The organism is Paenibacillus sp. WLX1005 (assembly GCF_046603685.1).
Lineage (GTDB): Bacteria > Bacillota > Bacilli > Paenibacillales > Paenibacillaceae > Saccharibacillus.
Map to the genome: position 1 here is coordinate 5,558,107 of NZ_CP176756.1, position 13,725 is coordinate 5,571,831.

12 protein-coding genes are annotated in these 13,725 nt (G+C 46.0%); all 12 read right to left on the minus strand.

From position 1 onward, the window contains the following. Window position 1: 1 nt before the first annotated feature. The 12 genes from ACE3MZ_RS23770 to rpmH all read right to left on the minus strand — a co-directional run bounded on the left by ACE3MZ_RS23770 (window position 2) and on the right by rpmH (window position 12,717). Window positions 2-508, minus strand: a complete 507-nt coding sequence (locus tag ACE3MZ_RS23770; protein ID WP_411344539.1) for a DUF4446 family protein — start codon at window positions 506-508, stop codon at window positions 2-4. A 314-nt stretch (window positions 509-822) separates the two neighbouring features. Beyond that, window positions 823-1,989, minus strand: a complete 1,167-nt coding sequence (locus ACE3MZ_RS23775; protein ID WP_411346902.1) for an aminotransferase class V-fold PLP-dependent enzyme — start codon at window positions 1,987-1,989, stop codon at window positions 823-825. Window positions 1,990-2,093: 104 nt separating this feature from the next. Continuing rightward, window positions 2,094-2,942 (minus strand): ParB/RepB/Spo0J family partition protein, encoded by an 849-nt coding sequence (locus tag ACE3MZ_RS23780; protein WP_411344540.1) that lies wholly within the window; start codon window positions 2,940-2,942, stop codon window positions 2,094-2,096. Then, on the minus strand, window positions 2,935-3,696 hold the full coding sequence (locus ACE3MZ_RS23785) for a ParA family protein (RefSeq protein WP_411344541.1): 762 nt from the start codon (window positions 3,694-3,696) through the stop codon (window positions 2,935-2,937). Before ACE3MZ_RS23785 ends, ACE3MZ_RS23780 begins: the two co-directional genes overlap by 8 nt. Before the next feature lie 82 nt (window positions 3,697-3,778). Continuing rightward, the gene (noc, locus tag ACE3MZ_RS23790) at window positions 3,779-4,597 is read right to left on the minus strand and encodes a nucleoid occlusion protein (RefSeq protein ID WP_411344542.1); all 819 of its coding nucleotides are present in this window, start codon (window positions 4,595-4,597) and stop codon (window positions 3,779-3,781) included. Between the two features lie 872 nt (window positions 4,598-5,469). Continuing rightward, window positions 5,470-6,192 carry a 16S rRNA (guanine(527)-N(7))-methyltransferase RsmG gene (gene rsmG, locus ACE3MZ_RS23795; RefSeq protein ID WP_411344543.1) on the minus strand — a complete coding sequence of 241 codons (723 nt, stop codon included), beginning with the start codon at window positions 6,190-6,192 and terminating at the stop codon, window positions 5,470-5,472. Window positions 6,193-6,194: 2 nt separating this feature from the next. Continuing rightward, window positions 6,195-8,081 carry a tRNA uridine-5-carboxymethylaminomethyl(34) synthesis enzyme MnmG gene (gene mnmG, locus ACE3MZ_RS23800; RefSeq protein ID WP_411344544.1) on the minus strand — a complete coding sequence of 629 codons (1,887 nt, stop codon included), beginning with the start codon at window positions 8,079-8,081 and terminating at the stop codon, window positions 6,195-6,197. A 360-nt stretch (window positions 8,082-8,441) separates the two neighbouring features. Next, window positions 8,442-9,818, minus strand: coding sequence for a tRNA uridine-5-carboxymethylaminomethyl(34) synthesis GTPase MnmE (mnmE, locus tag ACE3MZ_RS23805; RefSeq protein ID WP_411344545.1), 1,377 nt, complete (start codon window positions 9,816-9,818; stop codon window positions 8,442-8,444). A gap of 250 nt (window positions 9,819-10,068) precedes the next feature. Then, window positions 10,069-10,857 carry an RNA-binding cell elongation regulator Jag/EloR gene (gene jag / locus ACE3MZ_RS23810; protein WP_411344546.1) on the minus strand — a complete coding sequence of 263 codons (789 nt, stop codon included), beginning with the start codon at window positions 10,855-10,857 and terminating at the stop codon, window positions 10,069-10,071. Between the two features lie 73 nt (window positions 10,858-10,930). Further along, window positions 10,931-11,791 (minus strand): YidC/Oxa1 family membrane protein insertase, encoded by an 861-nt coding sequence (locus ACE3MZ_RS23815; RefSeq protein WP_411344547.1) that lies wholly within the window; start codon window positions 11,789-11,791, stop codon window positions 10,931-10,933. Window positions 11,792-11,867: 76 nt separating this feature from the next. Then, complete coding sequence (gene rnpA / locus ACE3MZ_RS23820; protein WP_411344548.1) at window positions 11,868-12,218, minus strand: ribonuclease P protein component; 351 nt, start codon at window positions 12,216-12,218, stop codon at window positions 11,868-11,870. A 364-nt stretch (window positions 12,219-12,582) separates the two neighbouring features. Then, window positions 12,583-12,717 carry a 50S ribosomal protein L34 gene (rpmH, locus tag ACE3MZ_RS23825; RefSeq protein WP_017815451.1) on the minus strand — a complete coding sequence of 45 codons (135 nt, stop codon included), beginning with the start codon at window positions 12,715-12,717 and terminating at the stop codon, window positions 12,583-12,585. Window positions 12,718-13,725: the final 1,008 nt, after the last annotated feature.

Here is a 13,725-nt window from a genome sequence, read left to right on the forward strand (position 1 = left end):
ATTACCCTTTTACCGATGTACGTGCCAGACTAATAGCTTCCAACTCTTCTGGAGACAGATTGTACGTCGATTGACCATTCGTGATCGGCTTGGCGTACACATAGGAGCTATCGCGGTTGTGCAAACCGGTCAGTACCAGCCCGTCCATATTGTCGTTCAATAGCGCCACCGAGAAGCTCAGATCACTACCATGCTCTGAAAAGGCGTTATAGCGTTTGATGCCTGTATACGCCTGTACAGTACGCAGCTTGTCCTCGATCTGTTGAAAACGGGTACTCTTTTGCTTTTCGCCGTCTTCGATTGCGTCCATTTGTAGCTTCAGATCCAGCAGCAGTGATTCTAGATCCTCAACACCACTTCCCGACATCATCATCTCGTAGCGTTTGCGCATTTTACGCAGTTTGGCACCCTGTACCATTACAATAATTAGCAGCAGGAGTACGAGTATCGCGATTACTCCCAGTATCAAAAATAATTGCTCTGTAACCAGACTGTTCAATTCCGCCATTGTTGTCCGCTCTCCTCTTATTTCATTACCGTGCTGGTCGGAGATGCTTATATTTTATCCGCATCGCCCGTTCAGTCTGTCATCCAACCAACTGCATTCTGTGTGGCACATGATTTCTCTGTATAAATGGTGCCGTATCTGTTATATATTCAATCATCCATGTATATGCTACAATCTGCCTTTTAGATCTGGCAGGCAGCAGCCACTTCGTGATCCATAAGCCCTTTAGCATTATACTTGCATTGATGCGCATATTCCATCTCAATTTTGTAACATTCGAGTGGGAACTGGCGAGACCAACCCGTATTTCCATCCTATTTTGCAATATGACGAATCGCTTCCAGCAAGCGCTCTACATGCTCCGATGTCGATCCGTATCCTACACTTGCACGCACCGCACCCGTATCCATCGTACCTACAGCACGATGCGCCAGTGGAGTACAATGCATACCCGCACGCACCGCAATGTTAAACTCACGATCCAATGTAAACGCAACCTGTGCCGCATCCTGCTGCTGCATCGTAAACGAAACGATTCCCGTACGCGGTTGACCAGCTGCTGGACCTAATAACCGTACCCCTTTTATCTGCTGCAAACCGTCCAACAATTGCATCGTCAGTTGTTGCTCCTGCTCTGCAATACGCTGTACTGTCTGCTCTAGTACATGCTGTACGCCTGCCGACAGACCAGCAATACCGGGCGTATTCGGCGTACCTGCTTCATATCGATCCGGTCGCACAGAAGGCTGGTCTGGCTCCTCCGATTGACTGCCCGTTCCGCCGTAGATCCAAGGTGCCAGCTCCAAGGCAGACGAGATATACAGCCCGCCTGTACCCTGCGGTCCAAGTAATCCTTTATGACCGGGAAAAGCTGCCAGATCAATCTCCCACTGCTGTAAGGCAACCGGAATATGACCAGCGCTTTGCGCCAGATCAAGCAGAATAGCAGCTCCATGACGATGCGCAAGCTGCGATAACTGTTCTACAGGCAAAATACTACCCAGCAGATTGGAGCTATGATTGCACACAAGCAGGCGTGTCTTTGACGTAAAGGCACGCTCCACTTCTGCTAGATCCAAACGCCCTTGCTCGTCTACCGGAATATAGCTCACCTGCACACCAGCAGTGCGTTTCAAATGCTCCAACGGTCGCCAGACCGAATTATGCTCAGTCATCGTAGAAATGACATGATCTCCCGGCTGCACATAGCCAAAGATCGCCATATTAAGTGCCAGCGTCGTATTGCTGGTAAAAGCAATATCGACCGGATTACGCACATCCAGCAGCGTAGACAGCTGCCGACGACACTGAAATAATACTCGACTGGCACGCACTGCCATGGCATGACTGCCTCTGCCCGGATTGGCTGAATCATGCTCCAGTGTATGCTGTACCGCCTCATATACAGCTGGCGGCTTGGGCCACGAAGTAGCAGCATGATCCAAATAAATGACAGCATGATCTTTTTGCTTCTGCTGCATATCGCTGATCACCGTTTTCCCTCCGTCGTTGAACTGTGGCATAGACGATCCACGTATCATGTATCAGATATCACGATCAATTGAGATCAAAATTCAAAAACGTATTACAACTTGTTTAATAGTTCTAATAACCGCTCCAATTCCTGACGGTTGTGGAAACTCAGTTCAATTTTGCCTTTATCCTTGTTGCCGTTGCGAATTCTGACAGCGGTTTGCAGACGATCACGCAAGGAATGCTCAACATCAACGAGATAAGGATCGCTTTTCTTATCTTTGTCTTTATCGTTACTTTTGCGCTTCGTTTCCAAGTTTTGTACCGCTTCTTCCAGCTGGCGTACACTCCAATTGCTTTGAATCGCTTTATGAGCGAGTGCCAGAATCAGATCTTCCTTTTTCACACCTACAAGCGCGCGTGCATGTCCCATCGACAATGTTCCACGTGAAACATATTCTTTTACCTCATCCGGCAATGTTAGTAAACGCAAGAAGTTGGCAATATGGGGACGAGACTTGCCTACACGCGCAGCTAGTTCTTCCTGAGTCAGCTTGAATTCGTCCATTAGCGATTGATATGCTGTAGCGATTTCCATCGCATTCAGGTTTTCGCGCTGCAAATTCTCAACCAACGCAATCTCCATCACCTGCTGATCGCTAAATGTCCGCACTACCGCAGGAATGTCCTTTTTACCAGCAAGCTGAGACGCGCGGAAACGACGTTCTCCAGCGATAATTTCGTAGCCTTTTAAGACTTTGCGTACAATGATCGGTTGAATAACACCATGCTGGGCAATAGAATCCGCTAGCTCCTGCAAGCCTTCATCGTCAAATGCTTTGCGTGGCTGAAAAGGGTTCGGGCGCAGCTCTTTTAATGGAATCTCAATCACTTTATCATCCTCACTCACAGACAGGGAAGGAATCAGCGCATCCAGTCCCTTGCCGAGACGTTTACTCATATGACACCACTTCCTTTGCCAGCTCTAAATATACTTCAGCGCCTTTGGAACGCGGATCGTACGTAATGATTGCCTTCCCGTGAGAAGGCGCTTCGCCTAGCCGAACATTGCGTGGAATAATCGTCCGGTACACTTTATCCTGAAAATATTTTTTTACTTCTTCGATAACCTGCAAGCCTAGATTCGTACGGGCATCCAGCATCGTCAGCAGTACGCCTTCGATTTGTAGATCGGTATTCAGATGCTTTTGCACGAGACGTACTGTATTGAGCAGCTGGCTTAATCCTTCCAGCGCATAGTATTCACACTGGATGGGAATGATCACCGAATCGGCAGCAGTCAGCGAATTAATTGTCAAAATGCCAAGCGAAGGCGGACAATCAATCAATATGTAGTCATATCCCTGCTTGACCTGCCCAATCGCATTTTTCAACCGCAATTCACGCGAAATGGCAGGTACAAGCTCCACTTCCGCTCCCGCCAGCTGAATCGTTGCTGGAATAATATGCAGATTCTCAATAGCGGTCGACTGAATCGCTTCCTTTGGAGCCACATCGTTAATAATCACATCATAAATGCAATTTTCCACATCCGCTTTGTTGATACCGACACCGCTGGTTGTATTGCCCTGCGGATCGATGTCAATCAACAGTACCTTTTTGCCCAGAGTGGCAAGGCAAGCACCCAAATTAACGGATGTTGTCGTTTTTCCTACTCCGCCCTTTTGATTCGCTATGGCAATAATTTTGGACAACTACTTCACCCCAGTATTATGAAATTCGCTGATGACAAACGGTGGATAAAGACAGAAAAAGCGGCTCAATGCCGCCTGTCTGTCAGCGTTTTGGTATTTTGATCACGATCTCATAATGATCGTCGTGATCCTGCTCAGATGTATTGATCGCCAGACCGGAGCCGGACACCATATCAATTGATTGACGAATCGTGTTCAGTGCCAGCCGTACATCCTTGCTGTAGGAAACGCGTTTAGATTTGGATTTTACCTGATTTTTCTCTTTATAAAAAGCAACCCGGGCTTCCGTCTGCTTCACATTCAGTTCTTTCTCGATGATTTCTTTCATAATACGCAGCTGTAGCTCAACTCCTTCGAGCGATAACAGCGCTCTTGCATGACGTTCGGTCAGTTGACGATTCATGAGTGCCTGCCGAATTTCCTCTGGCAATTGCAGCAAACGAATCTTGTTGGCAATCGTAGACTGGCTTTTCCCCAATCGCTGCGCCAGACTTTCCTGCGTAAGCGAATGCAGATCAAGCAGCTTCTGGTAGGCAATCGCTTCCTCGATGGACGTAAGCCCTTCCCGCTGCAAATTCTCGATCAGCGCAATCGATGCCGCCTGTGAATCGTTAAACTCGCGTATGATCGCTGGGATCGTCGCCATCCCCAGTTTGCTAACAGCTCTCCAGCGTCGTTCCCCCGCGATAATCTCATATTTTCCATTCCGCAGCCGTACAACAATCGGCTGAATGATGCCATGTGTCTTGATGGTCTGGCATAGCTCGTCAATCTTGGCATCGTCAAAAATCGTACGGGGCTGATATGGACTGGTTGTAATATTGACAACCGGTATCTGCTTGACTTCATCTCCATTTACACGCTCGGACAAGCCAAACAATTTGGAAATTTGTTCTTTCATTCCGTATGAGACCACCTAATCTTATGATAGCAATACCTATCCCAATAGATAGGCATACTTAAAATACGGGCATCTGGCATGGACCGGTAAATCACCAGCACCCGGAATATATGGCATGTTTCGTTTCCTCATTTTATCACTTTTCGATTGATAATCCTACGATTACTCTATAAATTTATGTGAAAAATTGTGAGGAGTTTGGTTTTGAAAATGATGTTTGATTTGAGGAGTGGAGTTGTATAGATTTTCGTTTTTGTAGAGAGGTGTTGTAGTGAAATATGTTCCACGTGAAACAATGAAAAAAGCCGCGCATCTACTATAGAAATACGCGGCTTCCTATTACAATTTTTCCATTTCACCTTATTGCAATACAAATACATCCTGCGATGAACTTGCGTATTTACAGAGTGTATTCATGATGTTTACACGATTTGTTCTCAATCTCATTTCACTTTTACATATTCCATATACCGATTTCATCATTTTTTAACGGTGCCTTGTTCTCTATCTTGGGAAAATGTACTGATGTCAGTCTGAGAGCCAACATGCGAATGTTGTACAGTCGCTGCATGAGCAACATGAACGGATGATACTATAAAAGCACCTACCATCATAACAACCAGTATTTGGAATCCTTTTCTTTTCAACATTAATCGCCTCCATCATTGAGATATCAGATTTTTACCATCATACAACAAATAACTAATGTCTCCGCAATTGATGTTCTCTTTAGTGTAAGTATGTTTATCATATACTAATATTTGTAAAATAAAAACAAAATCCTCTTTTGTCTATCATCTGCATACCGGTTCATAAGGTATACACAAACTAGATAGTAAAAGAGGATTCTTACTCACTCATTCTATAATGTCTTAAATCAGCGGTTCTTTCATCGGTGTACCCGGCTTGCGTGGATATCTGACCGGCGTTGCGCCTTCTTTCTCAATTACAACAATATGGCGATCCGATTGCTCAATCGGCAATTGGAATTCATGTACCTGCTTGATCTTGCCTTTTAGCAGACCGAGACTGCGGCGCGCTTCCTTGATCTCTTCTGTTAGATCGCTTCCTTTCATCGCAGCAAACGTACCTCCTGTTTTTACAAATGGCAGACAGAATTCATTCAGCACGGCGAGACGAGCAACTGCTCGGGCAGTTACCAGATCGTGCGCATCCCGGTAGCCTTCCTTGCGACCAACTTCCTCAGCGCGACCATGAATCAGCTCCACCTGCTTCAATGCCAGCCGATCCGCTACACTTTGCAAAAATGTAATCCGCTTGTTCAGCGAATCCACGATGCGCAGCTGGATATGGGGAAATACGATTTTGAGTGGAATTCCGGGGAAACCAGCACCTGAGCCGATATCCGCCAGCGATTGCACGTTGTGCATATCTACATAAAACGCCAGCGTTAGCGAATCGTAGAAATGCTTTGTATACACCTGATCCCGCTCTGTAATACCCGTCAGGTTCATCTTTTCATTCCACGTGATCAGTTCTTCGTAATAAGCTTCAAATTGCTGTAGCTGCTGTTCATTGATCTCAATGCCTTTCGCTGCCAGCATGTCTGTAAATTGCTGCTGTATCTGATCCATACTTACCCCCGTGCTGCCGTTACGCGATTATAGTGCTCCAAGTAAACGAGCAGGATGGAGATATCTGCCGGTGTTACGCCGGAAATACGCGAAGCCTGTCCAATCGACAGCGGGCGAATTTTGGACAGCTTTTGCTGTGCTTCAATTGCCAGACCTTTCACTTCTTCGTATACGATATCTTCAGGCAGTTTTTTCTGCTCCATTTTTTTCAGACGTTGTACATGCGTCAGCTGTTTCTCGATGTAGCCCGCATATTTGGTCTGGATTTCCACTTGTTCTTTCATATCCTCGCTCAATGCTTCTGGCGAAGGTGAGATACCTTCGATATGCGCATAGGTTACTTCTGGACGACGCAGTACAGTCAACAAATCCGTTCCGTTTTGTAGTGGAGCCGATTCCAGTGATGCCAGCATTTCGTTCACATCGACTGGTTTGACTTTTACTTTGCTCAAGCGCAGAACCTCTTGCTCTACTTTGGCTTTTTTATCCAGGAATTTATGATAACGCTCATTCGGAATCAGACCGATATCATGACCGATTTCAGTCAAACGCAGATCGGCATTGTCATGACGCAGCAACAAACGATATTCCGCGCGCGATGTCAGCAGACGATATGGCTCGTTCGTACCTTTTGTTACCAGATCATCGATCAGCACACCGATATAGCCTTGCGAGCGATCCAGCACGACGCCTTCTTTGCCCTGTGCTTTGCGCGCAGCATTAATACCCGCCATTACACCTTGTCCAGCAGCTTCTTCATAACCGGACGTACCGTTGATCTGACCAGCAGTGAACAGACCGGGAACACGCTTCGTTTCCAAAGTCGGCCACAGCTGGGTTGGCACCATCGCATCGTATTCGATCGCATACCCGTTGCGCATCATCGTTACATTTTCCATACCAGGGATCGAACGCAAGACACTCAGCTGCACATCTTCCGGCAGACTGGTGGATAGACCTTGTACATAATACTCGGACGTGTTTTTACCTTCTGGCTCTAGGAAAATCTGGTGCTTTGGCTTGTCGTTAAAACGAACGATTTTATCCTCAATCGACGGACAATAACGCGGTCCTGTACCTTCGATAATACCGGAGAACATCGGCGCGCGATGCAGATTGTCGTTAATAATCTGATGCGTTTCTGCTGACGTATAGGTCAACCAGCAAGGCAATTGCTCATTGTCCGACGATTCTGTTTCATAAGAGAAGAATTTCGGTTTCTCGTCGCCTGGTTGAATTTCAGTTTTGCTAAAATCAATCGTATCGCGATGTACACGCGGCGGTGTACCTGTTTTGAAGCGTACCAGTTCAAAACCAAGCTCCCGCAAATGCTCTGACAGCTTCAGCGAAGGTTGCTGATTGTTGGGACCACTTTCGTATGCCAGCTCACCCATAATGATTTTACCACGTAAATACGTGCCTGTTGTCAGCACGATGGATTTCCCTTTGTACGTAGTGCCGGTTTGCGTAATGACGCCAGTACATACGCCATCTTCCACGATCAGACGATCAACCATACCTTGACGTAACGTCAAATTTGGTTCATTTTCCATCGTTTCTTTCATCGCGTGCTGGTACAGGAATTTGTCTGCCTGCGCGCGCAATGCGTGTACCGCAGGTCCTTTACCTGTATTCAGCATACGCATCTGAATAAACGTTTTATCGATATTGCGACCCATTTCGCCGCCTAGTGCATCAATTTCACGTACAACATGACCTTTTGCCGGTCCGCCGATTGACGGATTACATGGCATAAATGCGATCATGTCCAGATTGATCGTTACCATCAGTGTGCTACAGCCCATACGCGCCGCAGCCAGTGCCGCTTCGCTACCTGCATGACCGGCACCGATGACGATCACATCGTATTCTCCACCCACATAGCTCATGGGTATTCCTCCTCTATTGCCCAGACCGCCATCTAGCAGCCGCAACATATAAATGTATATCGGTATGATTCCGAATTGATCCTTACGTCAGCCATCTTGTGTATTGCCTTATCGATATCAAAAGTCGTCCAAAGGCATACCAGAGCAGCCCCTCTACCTGATGTAAAAGGGCTACCCGAATAGTATAGCGCAAAATCCACACTTTCATATAAGTTTTCCGTAAGAAATCTAATAAAACACGAAAATTTTAAGCAATTTTCATTACATAGCTTCTATGTTTGTTGTGAATATGCCATATATACAAGTCCATGAGCACATTCATACGTACAGCCGTACACTGATTCTAACGGCAGTGTATTGTTATTTGCCTAGACAAAATTGCGAGAATATCTGATCGATCAACGAATCCGGTGCAGAGTCGCCGATAATCTCACCTAGCTGCTCCCAAGCCAGACGCACATCAATCTGGATCATATCAATCGGTATAAATTGGTCTGCCGCTTCATACGCATCCTGAAGCGATCGCTTCGCTTGTTTAAGCAAGCCGATATGACGCACATTACTCACATACGTGACATCCTGCGCTTCCAGCTTACCACCGAAGAACAACGCCGAGATCGCTTCTTCCAGCCGATCTACACCCTGCTCATCCCGAACCGACATTTCCACAATCTGCTGCTCGTCAAAATGCTGCAACAGCACATTCATATCCAACTGACGCGGCAGATCGATTTTGTTCAAAATCACGATCACCTGACGTCCGCTAATCTGCTGCATCAGCTCAATCTCGTCTTCGTGTAATGCTTCGCTGTTATTCAACACAAATAGCAGCAGATCCGCTTCATTCACCGCACCACGCGAACGCTCAACCCCGATCTTCTCGACCACATCCATCGTTTCGCGAATACCCGCTGTATCAAGCAATTTCAACGGAATATTGTTAATCGTGACGAACTCCTCGATCACATCGCGCGTCGTACCTGGAATATCCGTTACAATCGCCCGATTGTCATGCGCCAGCGCATTCAGCAGTGATGATTTACCAACATTGGGACGTCCTACAATCGCTGTTGTAATGCCTTCGCGTAGAATTTTGCCTTCATTGGCTGTACGAAGTAACTTGTCGATCTCCGTCATAACCAATGACGATTTTTCTTTAATAAATTCCGACGTTAACGACTCCACATCATGCTCAGGATAATCGATATTGACCTCGATATGTGCCAGCGTCTCGATCAGCGTCTGCTGCAATGGCTTGATCTGACGAGATAGCTTACCTTCAACCTGCTTGAGTGCCACCGAGAAGGCACGATCCGATTTGGAACGAATCAGATCAATTACGCCTTCTGCCTGCGACAAATCAATCCGTCCGTTCAAAAAGGCACGCTTCGTAAATTCACCCGGCTCAGCGATCCGAATCCGCTGCTGCAACAGGATGTCCATGACCCGCCGCACCGCTACTACACCGCCGTGCGAGCTGATTTCAATCACATCTTCCATCGTAAATGAACGTGGTGCTCGCATAATCGTAACTAGCACTTCTTCCACCTTATCGCCGGTTTGCGGATCGATAATAAATCCATAATGAACCGTGTGACTTTCCGCTTCATCCAGCGCTACTTTCCCTTTGAACATACGACTTACTTCCTCTACCGCTTCCGGTCCACTGACCCGAATGACGGAAATACTCGCTTCACCGACCGCCGTAGCAATCGCTGCAATCGTATCGCTAATCATCGTACTGCTTCACCTCTCCTTGATCTATTCAGTTCATTCTCTATAGGAACCTGTATCTATGAAGGACTAAAGAAAAAGCAATGATCCTCTGCCCTCAGGCAAAAAATCATTGCATCCCATCCTGACTCCGAAATGGCAGTCAGCGACTATGATCTCTATTCAGCCTGATCGCTCAGACCATTTATTTTGACTCAAAATGTACATCAGCATCGTTTGCCTGTCATTCGGCAAAGGGAGTGGACTTACCGCCTTAACGCAGCGTAATGACCACACGACGATTCGGTTCATCGCCTTTACTCGCTGTTTTCACCTTGTTATGGTTTTGCAAACGAGCATGGATCACTTTGCGTTCCTGCGACGACATCGGCTCCAGCACGACTTCTTTGCCGGAACGAATCACCTTGCCAGCAAGACGATCTGCCAGCTCCTCCAGCGTTTTGCGCCGACGATCGCGGAAATTTTCGGCATCTAGCATAATGCGGATGTATTTATCCGAATAGCGGTTGGCTACGATGTTCACCAGATACTGAAGGGCATCCAGCGTCTGTCCGCGCCGTCCGATCAACAGACCAAGATCGCTACCGGAAATGCTCATCACATAACCGTCGCGTCCGCGCTTCACATCCACATTCAGCTCCAGACCGATACTGTCGCCAACCTCACGGATAAACTGCACTGCTTCATCGCAGGCTTCCGAATTCGCTGCCGCCCGGGAAACGGACGACTGTGGCTCATCCCATACTTTTCCGTCATCACCGATAGGCAGTACGCCAGCAGGAGCTGGATCTGACTTACGTTCATTATTTGGCAACTCGGGTGCCGGACGTGGGGCACTGCTCGGAGTTCGTACCGGCTTGGACTGCGGTTCCAATACGGTCAGCTCCACTTTGGCAGGCTTAACGCCGATCAGACCGAGAAATCCTTTGGATGGTGCTTGCAGCACCTTCACCTGAACATGTTCTTTGGTCGTATGCAATTGGGCAAGCCCTTCTGCAATAGCATCATCAACTGTTTTTCCAGACGCAATGACTGTAGTCATCTATATGTTCGGCCCTCCTCAATCGTAGTAGGGATATTCAGGAACATTCCGGATTTCGGTAAAGGTAATGATATTAACGACGTTTCTTTTTGGATTTCTTTTTGTTACGGTTTTTGTTGCTTGATTTGGACGTGTTACCACTTGTATCAACAGCGACACCCAGATCGGTAACGATCGGCTGGTTGTTGCGATACAGGAAGTAGTTTTGCACGATGGTATAGATATTGCTGTATACCCAGTACAATGGCAGTGCAGACGGGAAGCTCCATGACATGATGGCAATGATCACCGGGTAGATGTACATCATCATCTGCATTGGACCTTGCATCGACGCCGGGTTCATGCGCATCATCATCCATGTTTGCAGGAATGTAGTAGCAGCAGCGATAATCGGCAGGATATGCCATTTATCCGGCTCACCCAGTTGGAGCCACAAGAACGTATGCTCACGAAGAGCACTATTATAAATAATCGCGTTGTACAAGGCGATGAAAATCGGCATCTGAATCAGCAGCGGGAAACATCCGGCAGCCGGATTGATTTGATTTTCTTGGAACAGTTTCATCGTTTCCGCTTGTTGCTTTTGCGGATCATCTTTGTGCTGTTCGCGCAATTTTTGTAGCTGCGGCTGAATCGCCTGCATTGCTTTCGAACTTCTCACCTGTTTGAGTGTCAACGGCAAAATCAGTGTACGTACAATCAGCACCAGGACGAGGACAGCTAGACCATATTCACCATTAAACCAATCGGCAAATGTGTCCAGGGCGTAGGCAAACCAGTATACTACATAGCGGTTCCACCATCCGTGGTTCAGTAAATCTGCTGTTGTATGGGTTTGTACTGTACTTGGCGTACAACCAGCCAACAGGGCTACCACTGCAAATGCAGCGATAAGGAGAAACCATTTTCCTCCACGAGTCTTCAATTGCGACACTTCAAAACCCCTCTCTTAACCATTGCATTTCCTTGCAAATCATATCATATTTGACAGCACAAATAAACCGAAAGCGTTACCGTCCTGGGCGTTTTAGCAGCGAAGATTTGCGAAGTACATGCAAAATACTTTTTTCCAGATCTTTATAAGGAAGCGACAATGCTCTTTTACGCACAATAAATACCATATCAATGTGCGGTACAATCTCATGCGCATGATGACGCACAATCTCCTTAACGACACGACGCATCCGGTTACGGACGACAGCATTACCGACTTTTTTGCTAACCGAAATGCCAACCCGAAACTCTGCAATATCCTTTTTTTGAAACCAGTACACAACAAACTGGTGATTGGCAAAAGACCGTCCGTGACGGTAAACGCGACTGAAATCAGCGCGATTGCGTAAACGCAGCTTTTTTTGCACCGTACATTCTCCTTAACTCCAGCGTCCAATGACCACAACGTATATTTCATCATACAGGCTCTTTGGATCGAAGCCTGCCCGTTACTTCATTGGGATGTATCTATTATCAATCTGTATACCTGAACAGCCAATCCATTGCTGTATCCGGTTGCACATTCAGCGCTCAGCTGGTTGGAATAGGGCAACCTTTTACGTTTGCGTCCCATTCGGCAACGTTGGCAATGAATCAACCGATAATCTGTTTATCCATTCGTCCTCCGTCGGCGACAACATTCTAGCAGCGATCTTGCCGCCGACGTACCCTATAGGGCAACGAACCATATACTAAGAAAAAAAGACCACCGTAGTGGTCTTCGTGTCCATATTAGGCGCTGATGACTTTTCTGCCTTTAAGGCGACGAGCCGCCAGCACTTTACGGCCGTTTTTCGTACTCATTCTTTTACGGAATCCGTGTACTTTGCTACGTTTTCTTACGTTTGGTTTGAATGTCGGTCTCATATTGTGCACCTCCTTGCAGGTAATTATATCCCATATTGATTCTATGTCTGCTCACATAAAAATACCATTTTATATTTAATCATGGAAATGACCATGCCGTCAATGGATTTTCCGTAATTGGTAGAAATTATTTTTGGGATTCACTATAGATGAGAGTAGATAGAAATTTTACTTCTATAAATGTATTTAAAAATGATACGTGTATTGAAAGTATATAGAAATCTATCTGTTTGGCAACAATCGCTTCCAAAAGAGATAGAGGCACGAACTCCGGTAGAGTTATGAGACTCTACGGATTAGCAATATCATGTAGATTCTCATGACTCCCAAGCAGTCAGATATGTTGTTTCCCGAAAATCACTTTTTGTTAAATCTCATGTTTGAAGATCGTGTTCGAATATCGCAAACACTAGAAGTCGTTCATATGCTTTATTCCCTTTCCTCGTCTACGCGCTGATTGCATCATAATCAATCCTCAAAATCAATTTCGAAATCTCAGAGTATGAAATCAGCTATCTGATCTCTCCAATCCTATCCATCCAAATTACCCGCTCAAAAAGTAGAAAAGCAATTTATCCACAAACCATTTCCAAGCCGAACTTATACACAGTTATCCACCACCACTATGTTACCCTGTGAATAGTGAAAATTATTTTTCCACAACCCACCGTCAGGTTCCGAACAAACTATAAACAATATCTTGTGGTGTGCATAACTTTTATACACAACAGATTGAATTTGTGGATAAATTATCGGTTTTCGTTGAAATACAGGGCTCTTTTTGCTATTATGATATTGTTTTCGTTGTGAATAGAGAATGTGAATAGAAAAATTATCAACAGCCTGTGGATAAAGTTGTGAACAATTTCATGTTATCCATTTTTTAACTTATCCACCGTCTGGGTATTCTGGGGATAATTCGACACCATTTATCATAGCAATTTTCATCATTTCCGATATCTACGCATGGCTTCAGCCACATTGGAAGTTTAAAAGGAGTGACAGTCT